The organism is Cyanobacteria bacterium GSL.Bin1 (assembly GCA_009909085.1).
In the GTDB taxonomy this organism is placed as follows: Bacteria; Cyanobacteriota; Cyanobacteriia; order Cyanobacteriales; family Rubidibacteraceae; genus Halothece.
Genome location: JAAANX010000198.1, coordinates 1 through 16,364, shown reverse-complemented (window position 1 = coordinate 16,364; position 16,364 = coordinate 1). Strand labels below are relative to the sequence as shown.

At 45.8% G+C, this 16,364-nt stretch carries 12 protein-coding genes; 2 read left to right on the top strand and 10 right to left on the bottom strand.

Features of this window, described 5'->3' with window-relative positions; all coding sequences use genetic code 11:
* Nucleotides 1-179 precede the first annotated feature (179 nt).
* The 6 genes from GVY04_22865 to GVY04_22840 form a co-directional block, all read right to left on the bottom strand.
* Nucleotides 180-839: an HAD-IA family hydrolase gene (locus tag GVY04_22865; GenBank protein ID NBD18870.1), complete on the bottom strand. Its 660-nt coding sequence runs from the start codon at nt 837-839 to the stop codon at nt 180-182.
* The gene (locus GVY04_22860; protein NBD18869.1) at nt 839-2,068 is read right to left on the bottom strand and encodes an FAD-dependent oxidoreductase; all 1,230 of its coding nucleotides are present in this window, start codon (nt 2,066-2,068) and stop codon (nt 839-841) included. Before GVY04_22860 ends, GVY04_22865 begins: the two co-directional genes overlap by 1 nt.
* A 181-nt stretch (nt 2,069-2,249) precedes the next feature.
* On the bottom strand, nt 2,250-4,112 hold the full coding sequence (locus GVY04_22855; protein ID NBD18868.1) for a SpoIIE family protein phosphatase: 1,863 nt from the start codon (nt 4,110-4,112) through the stop codon (nt 2,250-2,252).
* A gap of 167 nt (nt 4,113-4,279) precedes the next feature.
* Nucleotides 4,280-4,645: an NAD(P)H-quinone oxidoreductase subunit M gene (gene ndhM / locus GVY04_22850; GenBank protein ID NBD18867.1), complete on the bottom strand. Its 366-nt coding sequence runs from the start codon at nt 4,643-4,645 to the stop codon at nt 4,280-4,282.
* Between the two features lie 90 nt (nt 4,646-4,735).
* The gene (locus GVY04_22845) at nt 4,736-5,875 is read right to left on the bottom strand and encodes an anhydro-N-acetylmuramic acid kinase (protein NBD18866.1); all 1,140 of its coding nucleotides are present in this window, start codon (nt 5,873-5,875) and stop codon (nt 4,736-4,738) included.
* 5 nt (nt 5,876-5,880) lie between these two features.
* Entirely contained in the window at nt 5,881-7,221 is a 1,341-nt protein-coding gene (locus tag GVY04_22840; GenBank protein ID NBD18865.1) for a DUF3370 family protein, read from the bottom strand.
* A gap of 29 nt (nt 7,222-7,250) precedes the next feature.
* On the opposite strand from GVY04_22840, the gene hisH reads away from it, so the two are divergent.
* Nucleotides 7,251-7,889, top strand: coding sequence for an imidazole glycerol phosphate synthase subunit HisH (gene hisH / locus GVY04_22835; protein NBD18864.1), 639 nt, complete (start codon nt 7,251-7,253; stop codon nt 7,887-7,889).
* Nucleotides 7,890-7,911: 22 nt separating this feature from the next.
* Here hisH and GVY04_22830 read toward each other — a convergent pair whose 3' ends face one another.
* The 3 genes from GVY04_22830 to GVY04_22820 all read right to left on the bottom strand — a co-directional run bounded on the left by GVY04_22830 (nt 7,912) and on the right by GVY04_22820 (nt 10,851).
* A complete protein-coding gene (locus GVY04_22830; GenBank protein NBD18863.1) occupies nt 7,912-8,913 on the bottom strand; it encodes an SUMF1/EgtB/PvdO family nonheme iron enzyme in 1,002 nt (333 codons plus the stop codon).
* A gap of 167 nt (nt 8,914-9,080) precedes the next feature.
* Nucleotides 9,081-9,959: an SUMF1/EgtB/PvdO family nonheme iron enzyme gene (locus tag GVY04_22825; GenBank protein ID NBD18862.1), complete on the bottom strand. Its 879-nt coding sequence runs from the start codon at nt 9,957-9,959 to the stop codon at nt 9,081-9,083.
* A gap of 346 nt (nt 9,960-10,305) precedes the next feature.
* Complete coding sequence (locus GVY04_22820) at nt 10,306-10,851, bottom strand: DUF4334 domain-containing protein (GenBank protein NBD18861.1); 546 nt, start codon at nt 10,849-10,851, stop codon at nt 10,306-10,308.
* A gap of 184 nt (nt 10,852-11,035) precedes the next feature.
* On the opposite strand from GVY04_22820, the gene GVY04_22815 reads away from it, so the two are divergent.
* Nucleotides 11,036-13,582: a 4Fe-4S binding protein gene (locus GVY04_22815; protein NBD18860.1), complete on the top strand. Its 2,547-nt coding sequence runs from the start codon at nt 11,036-11,038 to the stop codon at nt 13,580-13,582.
* Nucleotides 13,583-13,649: 67 nt separating this feature from the next.
* Here the strand turns inward: GVY04_22815 and GVY04_22810 are convergent, their stop codons facing one another.
* Nucleotides 13,650-15,809, bottom strand: a complete 2,160-nt coding sequence (locus GVY04_22810; protein NBD18859.1) for a hypothetical protein — start codon at nt 15,807-15,809, stop codon at nt 13,650-13,652.
* Nucleotides 15,810-16,364 lie beyond the last annotated feature (555 nt).

Here is a 16,364-nt window from a genome sequence, read left to right as displayed (position 1 = left end):
GGGGGAGATCGCCTATCGCCCAAATGTAAGTCGAGATAGTAGAGGTCGTAAGACAGCTACCGTTTCGCAGTTTGATGGGTAGGAAGCCCCAACCTCGCGATAGCAGGTTGGGGTAGTTCACACTGTTTCCTGTTCCCTCATGTTTTTAACTCAGAATTGTGGGGTGATTTGAGCCGACTTTACTTGAAAACCAGGCTTTTGCGCTTCAATAAAAATCCGTGCATTCCCACTGCTTTGGCGGCTTCATAATCTTCGCGACGGCTATCGCCAATGTGCCAAGTTTGTTCTGGTGAGACCTGATAGTGCGCGATCGCGCTTTGAAAGATTTTCGGATCCGGTTTAGCTGCACCCACTGCTGAAGAAATCGTCACACTACTAAAAAATGAATCCAGATCCAAGGCTTCTAATACCCGATAAAGACGAGAATCAAAGTTAGAAATAACGCCCAATTGAATCCCTTGATCTCGCCAACGTTCTAAACAGGGAATCACATCGGGGTACAATTCCCAGGGATGCGCCGTGGCAAAGTGATGATAGAGACGGGTGAAAAAGACCTCAAAATCTAAAAATTTATGGGCGACGCCCACTTTTTGGAAGGTGCGCTGGGTAACATTGCGCCACCACTGAAACTCGGCTTGGGGAATTTCAGGCGGGGGAACATTGGGGAATGTCGGTGGTGGGGCATCTTTAAATACCTCATAAAAAGCAGTATTTAAGGCATCTGCTGAAACCAGGACACCAAAACTGCGCGCGATCGCGCTATAAACTTCACCGACACTTCCTTTGACGCCAAATAACGTTCCCACGGCGTCGAGAAAGATCACCTTTGGCTTAGACATTAGACATTCGATAAGAGTTTAGAAAAGGGTTGTGTAATCCAATTGGAACCAACAGTCAGTTGATGTTCTGGTGTTGGCATTCGCGAGAGATAGGCAAGACGACGGGCTAAATAGGCAGCAATTCCATCAAGTTTTACCCCTTGGGAAGTCAAAGTGGCATTGTCAGTTCCCAAAACTAGCATTTCGCCCAAATTATAGTATTTGAAAGGCAGTAACGGTCGCCCCGTTAGAGACGCCCAAACATTCCAAGCACAGTAATCGGACTGTTGAAACGCCACTTGTGCAGTAGCGGGAACGACTTTGCCACTCGCATCTCGACAAAAGGCAAGGTCTCCTAAGGCAAAAATAGCCGGATGTCCTTCCACTTGTAACGTTGGTTCTACTTCAATTTTACCGGTTTCATGATGAGGAATATCGAGATTTTTAATCAGTTCAGAAACGCTTGTTCCCACGGTCCAAGCCACGATATCTACTGGGATAACATCACTTTGTCCTTTATAGAGTAAGGTGATTTCGTCCTTGGTAATCGCTTCTACACTGGTTTCCGTATCGATCCAAATTTGCCGATCCGATAGGGCTTTTTGGGCGGTTTCGCGGTTAAAGTCTGGAGAGGTTTTCAAAATCATCTCTCCCCGTTCCACAATCCGAATCCGCGCCCGATTGCCAACGCGATTGTCCCGAAGGGACACCGAATCTTCGATTCGATCTCGCAACTTACAGGCTAATTCAACGCCACTATAGCCCCCACCCACAATTGCAATCCGAATTTTATCTGGATTGCTTTGTTCGAGAAAGCGCAGTTTCTCTTCTAGGTGATAAGCATCTTCTAAGCTATGAAAGGGAAAGGCAAATTCAGCTGCACCCGGAACCATTTCCATCGGTGTTCTACCCCCCATCGCTAAAACTAACGAGTCGTAATTTAATGGGGCTTGATCGACCAGTTGAACTTGTTGCGTCTTAACATTAATATCTGTGACGGTTCCTTGGACAAACTGAATATTAGTATCAGCTAAAATTTCGGTAAAAGGGGGAGCAATTTCCCAAGTTTGCAACTCACCGGTGAGTAATTCGTAGAGAAGAGGCGTAAACAAAAACCGATCGCGCTGATCGACTAAGGTGACTTCTGGGATACCGTAGTGATCCCAAGGGAGTTGGCTGAGGCGTAGGGCGGTATACAAGCCACCAAATCCTCCCCCTAAAATACAGATGCGATTGCTCAATTCACTCATTTGGCTTTCTTGAGGATAATAGACCCATTCGCAACAATTGTAACGTTCTTTAAAGTAGTTACCAGTTATTACCCTTGCCGTAGTATGTATAGCGCTGCGCGATCGGGAACAGGCAACAGGCAACCGTAGAGTGTGACTGGGTTTTAGAAATAAATTGGTAACTCGTTACTCTGCCCCTCCCCTACTCCGAAGAAGGCAATCCAGAGGGGTCCCGGCTTGGTTCAGGGCTTAACTGTTCCTGAACATTATCTAAGGGGTCTTGCACGGCTGGGAAAAACCAATAAGCAATACCAACGCCTCCAATGACAACTCCTAAAATAAGCAACAATAAAACAACTTCCCGAGAAGCGTTGGCCTCTTTTTTATCAACATTAGAACCTTTCCTCTCACTCGGTTCGGTCGGGGGAGATAGGGTAAGATCTGCTGCTAAGGAGGTTGGGTCTTGATCCTGTACAACACTACATTTGAGTAAGGACACTGTGACATTATCATGGCCATTCAAATGATTTGCTAAGGCAATGAGTTGTTGCGCTACCATATCAAGATCTTTTCCCGCTTCTAAAACCGGTAGAATTTCCTGTTCCCAATATTGTTCAACTAAGTCGTTATCACTGAGTCCATCCGAACACAGTAAGAAAACACAATCTTCATCAATGACTAACCGTTGCGTCGTCGGATGTAAGAGTTGAGAAGGACTCATGCCCAAAGCCTGAATTAAACTTCCGGCAGCGGGTTGTTGTAAAGCTTCCCGATATAACAGATGACCCAAACGGGTTTGACGCGAAGCGAGATCATCATCTAAGGTAAGCTGATAGCAGCCATAAGCGGTAATCCAATAAACGCGAGAATCCCCGACATGAGTGACATACATTTCATGATCGTGCGCTAATGCCATCACCAGGGTGGTGCCCATCCGTGCTTGCGCTTTCCGATGGTCAGCATCATTTTCCTCACAAATCAGGTTGTTAACGGTACTCACTGCTTCTTCAATTTGTTCGGTTAAGAGACGACTGTCTGATGAGAGTTCTGATAATTTTTGGACTTCTTGGCGTAATTGATCAATGGCTAAGTGAGAAGCAACTTCTCCCCCTTGATGTCCCCCCACGCCATCGCATACTATCGCTAAGGCTTGATGAGTGGGAGTCGAGTCTTGCATATTATTTTGTTGATAGTAGGCATCTTCGTTATGAGAGCGAGTGGGACCCGAATCAGTCGTTGTTGCAATCTGATAAGATCTTGACTGCGATCGCGCTACTTTGCCTAAACTCTCTTCTAGCAACCGTGTTAATTCCTCGCTACTCCGTAATTCCTTACGTTGCAAACGCTGACAAATGTCTGCCAAAAAAGGGTGAATCCTCTTATCTGCTGCTTCTAGCCAGGTTGACCATAGTTTTCCTAAATCTTTTAAGGTAATGGTTTCTTGATCAGCAGATAATTCTTGCAGCTGAACCACAGCACCATTGACGCGCAAACACTCAGGAGTGATTAAAGTTTTGGCAACACCTTGCACTTGCAGGGGTTGCCACAGTTGACTAATTTGCAACAGCCAGTTGAGTTGACGCGTTCCCCTTGCCGAAGACCACACGGCATCGAGAGGGGACAAAAATTCTCCTGTCGCTAATTGTTGCTGGACCACAGAAGAAAAGTTTTCATATTCGAGTAGCCAAATATCAGATTCTGTGGAATGTTCCTTTCCTGATGAGTCAGAGTGAGCTAACGCTTGATGGGGAATTTGCCCATAAACTTTCGGAACATGAAGCCGATAAGGACTGAGCTTTAAGTAAGGTTGCAGCCAGGGTGGGATCTCTTCTGGAAAGTAAGGTGGGATTCCGGGCTGGGTGTCAAGGACGAGTTTCTCACTGATGACCAAATACCGGTTCGCCACTAATTGCTGAAGCTGTTCCTTGCCAAACGTTGTTCCCAGCACCCAAAGATACCGTTTGATGAGGGGGCTACCGCAGCGAGAGCAAAACTGACTGCTCAGAAAATTTTCAGTTTGACAGTACTTGAGCGAACAACGCAGAATTTTTTGAGCTTCGTCCATTAACCAAACTCTCCTATGCCATGAGAAGAAATATTGGACGGGAGAACTGAGGACAGAGAGAATTGCGCTTTTTGCTCTGCTGAGAGGTTTGGTTAATTAAGAAAGCAGGAAGGAAAGAGCGCAGATGTGTCCTTCGTGGAAATAAAAAGTACGAGCAGAAAACTGGATCAAGACTCGATTTTATATTTTTCCTCCGAATCTGGGCTTTCTACTTTTGGTACCCCCATGCTGTAGTTAAGAACACGACTATTTAGGTTATAACTAATTTCGCTGCTAACAAGGAGATGGCGAATATAGTGTTCGAGATCGGAACCGATACGGCGGAGATTATATTCGGTTAAATTTTCACCACTGCAAGATTCTACGAGTTCATCAAATTTGCGATAGACTTTGTTTAATGTTTCTTCAGTCCAATTAAATTCGTTATCTGGATCAACATCAAGGGTCAGCACATTATTACTTTCTACTAACTCGTTATCTTCAATTTCTGCGGTATAGATCCGAACGTGACGAGTGGTTGATTTGAATAACATAATTTGACTGCGTAGGGTTATGATCTTCTAAATAATAAGCATTCTTTAATTTTACTGTAACAGGTTTTTGGGTCTGGCTGAGTAGGATCGTCACGGAAGGTGAATTTCTCCTAGAAGCGCAGCTTTTTGTGCTCCCGTCACTTGAGGAAGATTTCCCGGAAATTGATCACAGTAGCGCCAATAGGCTAAAACCGCAAAAGCAATGGCTTCTTTCGCGTGGCTATCTAACCCCACTTCATCGGTGGTTATAACTTCAAGATTCGGAAACTTATGTTGGAGGCGGTGTCGCAGATAGTGGTTGCGGCTTCCTCCCCCACATAAGAGAATGGTGTCAGGAAGCTGTGGGAGAAAGGTTTGATAATCTTGCGCGATCGCGCTAACCGTTAATTCCGTCAAAGTGGCGAGAAAGTCCGCTGGTGATAAATTATAATCTTGGGCTTGTTGCCACAGCTGGTCGAAATAAGCCGTACCAAATAATTCCCGTCCGGTGGATTTCGGAGGGGGTTGCTGAAAAAAGTCTGCTTCTAGCCAAGCTTGCAACAGTTCTGAGTGAGGCGTTCCTTGTGCTGCCCATTGACCTTGATCGTCATACCGTTTTTTCCCATCGGTCAGGCGTTGCACCGCTAAATCCAGTAGGCTGTTACCGGGTCCATTATCCCATCCTAAAATTTTGTCCTCCCAATTGGATTGAGAACGCGGCGGCAGATAAGTCACATTGCTAATTCCCCCGATATTTTGCACACAGCGCACCTGAGTCGGATGGGAAAGGAGACAGGCATCGACCTTGGGCACTAACGGCGCTCCATGTCCGTTTTGGGCGATATCGGCAGCGCGAAAGTTACTAACCGTCGGATGTTGGCTAAGATGGGCAATCATGGCACCACGCCCGAGTTGCAGGCTATAGCCAAGGCTGTTTTGCGGTGGACGATGGAAGACGGTTTGACCATGAGACCCAATGAGTTCGGCAGATATTGCAGTTGCAGTTTCCAGTTGTTGCGCGCATTGCGTAAAGTGTTGCGCGATCGCGTCATCCAATTCGCAAAATTCTGCCATCCTCAAAGCTTTGCCCGCACATAAGGCAAGAATTTCGCCTTGTAGTGATTCTGGATAAGGATAAGTTTCTGCAGCAATGAGGGTAATATTTATATTTTCGCGATGTCCAGTAATTTCAACTAAAGCTGCATCCACGCCATCGACGGAGGTGCCGCTCATTAAACCGATCACTTTCATAGCACTTACTTTTGGGTACGAATGGTTAAGACTTGGGGCGGTGTGGCATCCGGCGGATAAAGCAAAGTGACACTCACCTGATGCTGCCGTTGCGGGGGTATGGTTAACTCTACCAGAGGTTCTCCTTTTTCGCCACGATTCTGTACCAGATGGAAATAGCGCGTGATGTCTTCCCCCGCATCATTTTTATAAGAAATTTCTATGGTTCCGCGAAAGAAAACTTGCTCTGCTGGAGGGTCTAAGAATTGTAATCCTGTATTTAATTCGTCTTGTTTCACCGGTGTTGAGAAAGCGAGTGTCACGGCTTGCGGTTCTGCACTGTGATTCTGCAATTGAAACGTTAAATCATATTCCACCCCATAATTGCCATGCGCCTGATAAGCCGTATCGGGATAACGCACTAACATCGGTGCCGTTTGCACTTGTTCGGTTCCGAACCGTCCTCCTACTAAAGTGCTAATGCCATAAGCAACCGCCTCTCCGGGTGAAGGGAGATTAACGGGGACCGTTGTTTGCCACTGATTACCGCGAGAAACGCCAGCCACACGACCATAAATAATGCCCTGTTCTTGCTGAGGAGGTGTCGGGGCTTGATCTCTAGGCGTGACTAAATTCTCTTGTTGGAGGAGGGCTTGCCACTCTGATAAGTTGGGCGGGCGTTCTTCTCCGGTTGGCGTTTGCTGGGCATATTTTGCTAAGCTTGCCGCATAAATCTTGCCATCACTGTTGAGACGAACATAGGTAGAGCGTCCATTCAGGGGCGGATCAAAAGGACGAACGGGAATCGGTGCCTTGAGTAAGAGATGGCTACTTTGGGGCGGAATGGTAAATTTTGCAGGAAATTTCTGCTGGCGTCGATCGCGTAACAGATCATTCATCACGCGACTCCCGGGTCCGGCGTAAACATTGCTGTGAGGATTCCGTAGCTGGGAAGGGAGGTCAATAAAGGGGGCATCCGGCTGCGACAGATAACTGGCACCGGAAAGAATTTCAACTGTTACCGTTTCCTGAGTAGGGTTATGGAGTAAGATACCCAGATAAAGGGTTCGTAAATCTCCTGGCGTTGGCGGTTTAGCAACATGATGGGCAAAAATATCGAAGCGCCCGTTTAAAGGAAAGTTTAGATGAGCCTTTGGAAAAGCTTTATTCGTTCCGGGAAACGTTGACAGTAAAATGCCTTCGCTTTGGACTAATTCTGGGCTGTTACTATTAAAAACGGGAATTTGATTTAATTCACCGGGAAGGGGCTGAACCGTTTGTTGAGCCAGAAATTGCTGGTTTGTGACCTGAGTCGGAAATGATAAGAGAATTTGGCTTGATGTCAATAGAGAGAACAAGAAACTCATAAGGTTGATTCAGGAGGAAAAGTTAAGAAATGCCATTAATTGCACTAATCGACTATGATATGGGAAATTTGCACTCTGCTGAAAAGGGATTGCAAAAAGTCGGAGCAACGGTCAAAATTACGGATTCGCCGCAGGTGATTGCCGATGCAGATGCCGTTGTGATTCCGGGCGATGGCTCCTTTGATCCGGCGATTAAACATTTACGAGAACGGGAATTAATTGAACCGATCAAAAACGCGATCGCGCAAGGAAAACCTTTTCTTGGCATCTGTCTCGGTTTACAAGTCTTGTTTGATGACTCCGAAGAAGGAGTAGAAAAAGGCTTAGGCATTATTCCCGGAACCGTGCGTTTGTTTCAAGCTGAACCCAATTTAACCATTCCCCATATGGGCTGGAATCATTTAGAGTTTACCCAACCCGAGCATCCCCTCTGGCAAAATTTACCCCCCGATCCGATGGTTTATTTTGTCCATTCTTATTACGTTGACCCGGTTGATCCCAAAGTTCGCGCAGCAATGGTCACTCATGGCACCCAACAGGTCACCAGCGCGATCGCGCAAGATAACATTATGGCAGTGCAGTTTCATCCAGAAAAGTCCTCTCACGTCGGGCTGCAAATTCTGGCTAATTTTGTCAGTCTCATTCCCAGTTCGGTTGCAGTTTCCTAGCTTGAGCAACACCAGCAAAGGGCTAGCGTTCTTGAAGGGCACACACGACCCGAAAACCAATCAATTTGAGACGATTGACGCAATAGAAGCCATAGCGGTGCGCAGACCGACAAGCCCCAGGAGAATAACTCCAAGAACCGCCGCGGAGGATTCTTAGCGTTCTGGTCTTTGGGTGACTATCATCGTTCCAAGGGTCATTGTCATCGTTCCAGGGGTCACTTTTATCCCTCCAAGCACTGCCATCGGTCGGTGCCCCCTTATAACTGGGATGATACTGATCGAGACACCATTCCCAAACATTGCCATGCATCTCACACAAACCAAACGCATTGGCGACCCCAAAATAATCAACAGGGGTAGTTTCCTTGCGATAGTTTCCTTGTACGCCTCGACCATAGTTGCCTTTCCAAACTGATTCTTTGTCACTTTTCCCTCGATAATTCGCTAAATCGGTTGTGATGGTTTCCCCAAAATGAAAGGGCTGATGATAGATTTGATTCCATTCCTTGATGAGCGAGTGGTTGCTCATGCCTTCTGAGTTTAATAAAACAGAACTTGAGGGCAATTGCACGGCCCGACAGGCATATTCCCATTCGGCTTCACTGGGAAGCCGATATGGGCGTTGTGTATACTGTGAGAGTCGCTGACAAAACTCCATGGCCTCGTGCCAGGATACATTTTCCACTGGACGTCGAGCGCGATCGCCAGGTTGTTGAAAGTCTTCTTTAAAGGATGAGGGATCAGGATCTAAGTCGTGGTCAATTTTTTGGGTCAAGCTAACCACTGCTTGCCACTGCCCTTGGGTAATGGGATATTTCCCCATAAAAAAACTCGGCACTTTTACCACATGCTGAGGCGATTCATTGTCCTGACGCTCTAGTTCATTTTCAGGTGACCCCATCACAAAGATTCCTGCTGGAATCTGTATCATTTCTAGGGAGACCTTTTCATTGATCGACTCTGGAAAAAATGGAACCTTGATCGTTTTTCTTTCAATTTTTAACTGGGGAGGAAGGGAAACCATAATTGCTACACAAGGTTTCAGTTAAGTATTAAGAGTAGTCCATTTGTGCTATGCTAAAAGCCCAAAAAATTGACAGAGAGGTTAATCAGAGCAAAAAAAACAGAGGCATGTAACTTTGTGTCAGCCTAAGACGCAAGGGAATATGCATGAGGAAAGGGCTAGCATTTTCAGATCGTACACACGACTCGAAAACCGAAATCGGTAAGACGATCAATGGGTTTACTAAGGTCGCGGTAGGCACACCGACAAAACCAAGCATTGAAGCCCCAAGCCCCGCCCCGTAGAATTCTTGGGTGATTTGGGTTGCTTTTATCCACCCAAGCACTGCCATCAGTCGGTACACCTTCATAACTTTCATGATACTGGTCGAGACACCATTCCCAGACATTGCCATGCATGTCATACAAACCAAAAGCATTCGGTTTCTTTTGACCAACCGGATGAGTTTGACCGTTTGAGTTCTGACTATACCAAGCATAATTCTCTAATTGACTTTCATCACTTCCGAAGTGATAATCTGTCACAAACAACGGTTCACTTGTTACAGCCCGACAAGCATATTCCCACTCTGCCTCACTTGGCAAGCGATAGTCTTGCTTCGTATAGTAACTTAGACGGGCACAAAACTCGATCGCGTCGTACCAAGAAACTTGTTCGACCGGATAGTCATCGCCTTGATAGCTTGAAGGAGACTCATTGAGTGACTCTTCTATACTCCTCAGATTCGCAACCGCTTTCCATTGCGCTTGGGTAATGGGATATTTTGCCATATAAAACGCAGGAACATTAACCAGATGTTGGGGTTTTTCATTGGGTCTAGCTTGCTGATTCGCCTCCGGGGATCCCATTAAAAATTTTCCGGTCGGGATTAAAATCATTTCTAGCTCAATCTCCTCTCTATTACCAAAAAAGATTTTTCTTCTTTTTGCTGGTAGTTGTTCAACATAAGTCTGTGGACTTTGCGCGGCAGGGGCAACTTCTTCAAAGGTAATTGTCGCGACCTGAACAGTCTGCATTTTTAAGGGGAGGGAGTTGTGGTTTATCATAAGCAACCTTCTCCGCGTTTTTGTAGATTGTTTTTTCTTCAGTGGTCACTTGGAATTAACTAATCATTAGGACTTCGGGGATATCGAAAGCCCGAGGAGGGAAAACATAAATTGCTTGGTTAGTTATACAATTGGCAAAATACCTATGGGAACTGAAGCTAAAGCCGATAGAATCACAAAGATCTCAACATCACAATACAATAGGGTACATTTTATCTTTACTCAATTATGTTTCTAAGAGGACGCTTTACGGTAACCTATTTCACTCAGTTTTTTCCATATTGTTTCCTATTGCAGTCGCCCACACTCTCGCCCAGAAAAAATAGCCAACGATGATTTATCACAATTATTTAACTCTTTTCAACAAAAAAAAGAAGGGTTGTGGCACTGCTTTAAAGTCCATTACGCCTAAAACTGTATTTTGATCAACTTTCCGAAACGTATCCTGAATCGGTAAATCATCATAAATCATTGTTGCACTCACTTGTTGGCGATACTCCATCATTCGTAATCGGGCTTTAAAGTTTTGGGTTTTAAATAGAGGTAAAACTAGACGAAAGAGCCATTTAAAGATTTTTGCTTTGGGTAGTCGCTCCCAATGTGCTACTAATTGAATGAAGGTGGGATTGGGAGTAATTGCAGTGACTTGATGATCATTATCTATAAATAATAAAGGATGCACTTGCTCAGGACTAACAAATTCTTTGCCATACCAATCAAAAAATTCTAATAAACCATCCATTGGATGATTGGTCTGGATACCATATCCTTTCCATTGCCCAATCATGAATTCTAAGTTTGTTTCCTCTAACTGATCGAAAATATTTAAAGCTTCTTCGGTTGTCGTTTTTTTACTTTGTTGAATGAGATTAATTTTTTCTGGTTCGCTCACTTTAATTAATAAAAAATAATTATTTAATTTTTAAAAGAAATGGTTTTTGAATAAGCTTTTGGTCAATAAACTCAATCCGGTCAAAAGAAAAAACATGAATCATTAATGCAATTATAAAACTTAATCCCCAGTTTGAAATCAGCATCATAAAATGTGAGTTAAACAAAACAAGGGAGGGAATCGGATGAGTGTTCCCAAATTAGTCACTTGGTTGCAAGAACGCACAGCATTGACGGTGTTACCGGAAAAGGTACTGAGCGCGATCGCGCCGTTTTTAGAGGAACGAACTGCTGGCGCCAATCAAACGCTGGTTAAAGCCCAAACCCAACCCGTGGGACTCTACATTCTCCAATCCGGAAAAGCGGAAAGTCAAGACACTTCAAAACTTTCTTCTGATGTCAGCTTACTGCCCGGTAGCATTATTAATTTGCAAGCTTTAATTCTCGATCAGCCAACGCGCGAAACCATTATTACGAAGAGTGAATGTCGGTTTTGGTTGATCAAAAGCGAGAAAATGCGGGAGTTAATTGGTCAATATCCAGAAATTACCCAAGTGTTTTCCCAACAGTTAGCCGAAGAACTCGCTTCAGTTTCTTCACAACTCAATTTTGAACAAGAACGGGCTTATATTTTACGTCCCTATCTGGTCACGAAAGCGCGACGGGGAATCGTGGGGAGAAGTCGCTATGCGGTTCGCTTACGTCAACAAATCAAACAAGCCTCAGACAATCGGGAATCAGTTGTTATTTTTGGTGAACCCGGTTTGGGGAAAGATAATGCCGCGGCGTTGATTCATTTTGGTTCCTCTGACCGGCGAGAACCGATTATTAAAGTCGATTGTAGTACTTTGCAAGCCAGTGGGGCAGAATTATTCGGACGCGCTAATGGTAAATTTGGCTTACTAGAGGCCTTGGGTCGGGGAACGTTAGTGCTGAATAATGTCCAAGAACTGGATCCCGAACTCCTGCCCGCGATCGCGCAACTCCTCAAAGATAACACCTATACCCCTGTCCCTCGAAGTAATGAACCGCCCCCACCGCCCAAAACTGCCCAAGCAAGACTGATTCTGATTTCTGAGAAAACAATTCCTGAATTAGATTCCCTGGTCCAACACCGCATCAAAGTTCCCCCCTTACGGGTGCGAAAAAGCGATCTTGGCGACCAAGTGAACTACTACATCAGTTTAGTTTGTCGCGGCAAAGGGTTAACGAAACCCAAGGTCACGCCAGAAGCAATCCGTCGTTTACAAGCCTATGATTTCCCCAATAATCTGACCGAATTAGAAAATTTGATTCGACGCGCGATCGTGCAACTTCCTACTGGACAAGCGCTGACTGAAGAAATTGTCTGGCCCTCCCAAAGCAAGAAAAAACAATTGCGTCTCAATCTGCTGAATACCTTTCCTCGTTTCCGCCGTTTTCTGAGGAGTTCTTGGTGGCCAGACCGTTTGAATTATTGGTTTGTTCTCCCCGCATTTACCGTTGTGGTTGCGATTTTATTCCTCGGTCCTCAAACCCGTTCCGAAAACTTTGCCCTGAACCTATTTTGGGCCTGGTGGTGGCCCGGTATTCTCATTGCCTTTCCCTTTGTCGGACGACTCTGGTGTGCGGTTTGTCCGTTTATGATTTATGGGGAACTGACCCAGAAAATTTCGCTTTGGCTATTCCCGCGGCAACTCAAACGGTGGCCCCGACAGTCTGCCGAACGCTGGGGCGGCTGGTTTTTATTTGGCTTATTTGCCTTGATTTTACTGTGGGAAGAACTCTGGCATTTACAAAATACCGCTTATTTATCGGCTTGTTTACTACTTCTAATCACGGCTGGCGCAATTATCTTTTCCCTCCTCTTTGAACGGCGCTTCTGGTGTCGCTATTTATGCCCGATTGGGGGAATGAATGGGATGTTTGCCAAACTCTCTATGACTGAACTGCGAGCGCAACAAGGGACTTGTTCTGCAGAATGCACCACTTACCAATGTTATAAAGGGGGTCCGGAAAAAGGAGAAGGGCAGGAAACCACCGGCTGTCCGCTGTATTCTCATCCGGCACAACTGGAGGATAATCGGGATTGTGTCTTATGCATGACCTGTTTGAAAGCTTGTCCCCACCGTTCAGTCGAAGTAAACTTACGTCCGCCAGGAATCGAACTATGGACAACCCACCAACCCCGTTCTTATGAAGTCGCTTTATTACTCCTTCTCTTAGATGTGGTGTTTCTCCATCGCCTCCCCGAAATTCAAGCTCATCTGGGTGTGAACTGGAATTTAGACAACTTTTGGGTGCATTTTGCGGTTTCTGTTGGTCTCTTGAGTTTACCGGCTTTAATTCCCCTGCTAGGGCAAGTCATCATCGGACTTTTCCATCAACTCAAAACCTTTCTTGATCCGAAAAGGATACAAATTAAACCGTTGCCTTTTGTAGAGAGTGCTTATGGCTATCTACCATTAGTTTTAGCCGCAAATCTTGCTCATTATCTCGATTTAGGGTTAGGTGAAGGAGGCAAACTACTGCCGGTAACGCTGGCGACTTTTGGCTTGAGTGGTGAAGGCTTTCCCATCGCTGTCGCTCACCCGGCTGTAATTAACTTTTTACAAGGTGCTACTTTATTTGTTGGCAGCTTATTAGCGGTGCTCTTAACGCAAAAAATCCTCAAAGGTTCCTTTTGGTCGCTTTTGCCCCAACATTTAGCAATATTGACCTTAAGTGTCTTGTTGTGGCAACTGATTGTGTGACGCAACTAGGTCAGTCAGCTAAGAAATCGGGTGAAGGGAAGGTTCTAGGGGCAGACAAAGTAACGCTTTAAGATAGTCCAAACAATTTAGCGATCGCGGGAACTACAGATTTTAAAGTTGCTGCTAAGGAAGCAACCGGCGATAGCACGGTTCCAATCGTCTTCAAAATCTCAATCGCCCCTCGTACTCGCTCTTGATTTCCTTCCGCTTCTGGATTCTGTGCCGCTTTCGCGATCGCGTCCACTTGCGAGAGGGCTTTCTCCTTCGCGGCTTCGTTAAGAGTGGGTTCGTTGGCAATCGCAGTTTGCAATTTTACCAACAGTTCCTTAATTCCGGGTTCCTCGGTTGTCGAATCTGGGAGTTGGTTGATGCTCTTAGCGATTGTACCGCTAAGGGTACTTTGATCCCCTTGGTTAATCCCAATCGCGTCTCCGCCCCATATATTAACGTTGCGGCTTTGATTGTTTCCCATATTTTGCTCCTGAGTAATATTTATCGGTCGTGCCAGGGCAACACCAACTTGCGACCTCAGCCAGCGAATTTCCTGCTCTTTTTCATTTAGTCTAGCTTGCAGCGCTTCCGGGGACAAAGCACTGATTTGATCGTAGTTGTCGAAGTATTCATGATGAAGTTCACTGGTGTCAGCAGTGGGAGAAGTTTCCACTCTCAGCAGCAGTGCTTCTTTATCTTTACCCCGTCGCTCCACCGATATGGCTTCTATTTCCGCTTCAGGATGATTTTCTCGCAGTTCTTGGAAAGCCAGCGCGATCACTCTGGAATCTTTAACTCGATTATGATAAAGGTCAAGCGTTTGCTGTAAGGGAGCAATATAGGCAGAAAATTCCCCTGACTCAAAGTTTTTGTTCGGATCATCCGGTTTGCGGCGGGCATTCATATCAAGACTTTCATCGACAGGGGATTTTAGGAAGCTAGGACGCATATTTGGCGGTAAGCGCATATGGATATAATCGCATTTAATTCCATCAAGTTCAGTATCAGCACTAATTCCCCATTCTTCGATAAAAGCTCCGGTTAAAGTTGCTCCCTTAAGGTTGGTTTGGGCAAGCAGTGTTTGGACGAGTTTAGCACCGGAAAGATTAGCATCGCTGAGATCGGCTTCGGACAAATCCGCTCCAATAAAGCTAGCTTTAGTGAGATTAGCGTCCTTGAGGTTCAGCCCTCTGAGGATTAACCGATTCCCATTAAGTTCTTCTCCATTGCTAGTAAAGAGAGCTTTGCGAATCTGAGGATATTGCAAATAAGAGTTACCCGGACGAATAAGGTCAAATCTTTTAGCATTATGCCAACGGGTGCGGATGAGCCTAGCTTGGCGAAAGTCGGCAAGCTTGAGCGTCGCACCAGTAAAGTTAGCATCAGTGAGATCAGCTTGGTAAAAGCGAGTGGCGGTGAGTGCAGGAAGGGCAATAGCAAATGCTTGGATCCAAGCATCTCGGGGATCGCCACGCATCGCCCGCCAGCTAAAGTAAGCCGAAAGCAGCACGACAGCGAAAGCCACAACTCCAGCTTCAGCTCCAGCGAAAGCCACAACTCTAGCCCCAGCCAAGGCCACAAATCCAGCTCCAGCCAAGGCCACAGCGACGTCGAAAGCTACAGCAACAGTGGAAGCCACAGCTCTAGCCACAGCAAAAGACACAGAGACAGCTCCAGCTACGGCTAAAGCTCCAGCTCCAGCGAAAGACACAGAGACAGCTCCAGTTCCCCCTCCAGCTCCAGCCACAGAGACAGCCACAGCGAAAACTACAGCTCCAGCAGCAGCGACAGTGATAGTGCCTAACCCCGCAGTTAAACCTTGGCGAAGTGTGATCAGGATAAATGTTGCCAAAATCAGGATAAGAATCACTGTAGCGATTGCTTGTTCAAGGGGGGTGAGTTCAGCCTCTGGGGTATAAATATAACCAATCACAACAGCCAAAAAAGCGGAGAAAAATCCCAAGATTGCAGACAGTACCCAAGAAGCTAGCAGCCAGAAGATTGCCCACCTTCTCTGCAATCCCGCTTTCGCACCACAGAAGTTTGCCCCTTCTAGATTTGCCTTCGCAAAGTTCGCCCCGCGAATATCGCAGTTGCTGAAATCGGTTCCCGAAAGATTCTTTCCCTTGAAATTTGCTCCTCTTAGGTTCGGTCTAACATTACGTTCCTCTTTTCTCCAACGGTTCCATTCCTCAACTCCCTGTCTCAGTCTTCTCAGATGCCTTGGGTTCGCCATCCCCTCATGCCTCGTCGCTTCATTTGGGATTTTTTGAGAGATTTCTATTTTTTTACATTATCTCTAATGATCCGAACCAGTAAGAATCCGATTGACATGGCTTAATCAAAGTTATTGGCTTCATTTGAAGGCAAATGGCAGACAGCAGAACGGAGACAAGGAGACGGGGAGAGACGGGGCGACAAGGAAAACCAATAACCATTCCCCCTTCGCGTAGCGCGATCGCTCTAGTGGGCGATCTAATTTTGTCTTGAGGGATGAGTGTGCTGATCTTGTCTCCTTGTCCCCCTTGTCTCCCCTGTCCCACCTCAATCCATCATTTTAAAGTTGACAGAGTACTAGGTTAATTGGTCAGGAAGTTGTCATCTTCTTTACCCGAGGGCGATTGGTGTGCAGGGGTGGGGGTAAAATTTCGAGGTAAGCTGTTAACGGGGAATTGCCATCCTCCTCTAACAAAAGTTACACTTTGTTAAATAATCTTCAGTTTTTTTCAGAACTTGTTAACAGCGAAGGAAAGCAAATCTAAATTGTTCTCCCCGTTGGCGGTAAGTTCGG

What these genes read in the sequence shown, in the direction of transcription:
- GVY04_22865 (NBD18870.1), bottom strand. Translation starts at nt 839, where the DNA reads ATGTCTAAGCCAAAGGTGATCTTTCTCGACGCCGTGGGAACGTTATTT.
- GVY04_22860 (NBD18869.1), bottom strand. Translation starts at nt 2,068, where the DNA reads ATGAGTGAATTGAGCAATCGCATCTGTATTTTAGGGGGAGGATTTGGT.
- GVY04_22855 (NBD18868.1), bottom strand. Translation starts at nt 4,112, where the DNA reads ATGGACGAAGCTCAAAAAATTCTGCGTTGTTCGCTCAAGTACTGTCAA.
- ndhM (NBD18867.1), bottom strand. Translation starts at nt 4,645, where the DNA reads ATGTTATTCAAATCAACCACTCGTCACGTTCGGATCTATACCGCAGAA.
- GVY04_22845 (NBD18866.1), bottom strand. Translation starts at nt 5,875, where the DNA reads ATGAAAGTGATCGGTTTAATGAGCGGCACCTCCGTCGATGGCGTGGAT.
- GVY04_22840 (NBD18865.1), bottom strand. Translation starts at nt 7,221, where the DNA reads ATGAGTTTCTTGTTCTCTCTATTGACATCAAGCCAAATTCTCTTATCA.
- hisH (NBD18864.1), top strand. Translation starts at nt 7,251, where the DNA reads ATGCCATTAATTGCACTAATCGACTATGATATGGGAAATTTGCACTCT.
- GVY04_22830 (NBD18863.1), bottom strand. Translation starts at nt 8,913, where the DNA reads ATGGTTTCCCTTCCTCCCCAGTTAAAAATTGAAAGAAAAACGATCAAG.
- GVY04_22825 (NBD18862.1), bottom strand. Translation starts at nt 9,959, where the DNA reads ATGATAAACCACAACTCCCTCCCCTTAAAAATGCAGACTGTTCAGGTC.
- GVY04_22815 (NBD18860.1), top strand. Translation starts at nt 11,036, where the DNA reads ATGAGTGTTCCCAAATTAGTCACTTGGTTGCAAGAACGCACAGCATTG.
- GVY04_22810 (NBD18859.1), bottom strand. Translation starts at nt 15,809, where the DNA reads ATGGCGAACCCAAGGCATCTGAGAAGACTGAGACAGGGAGTTGAGGAA.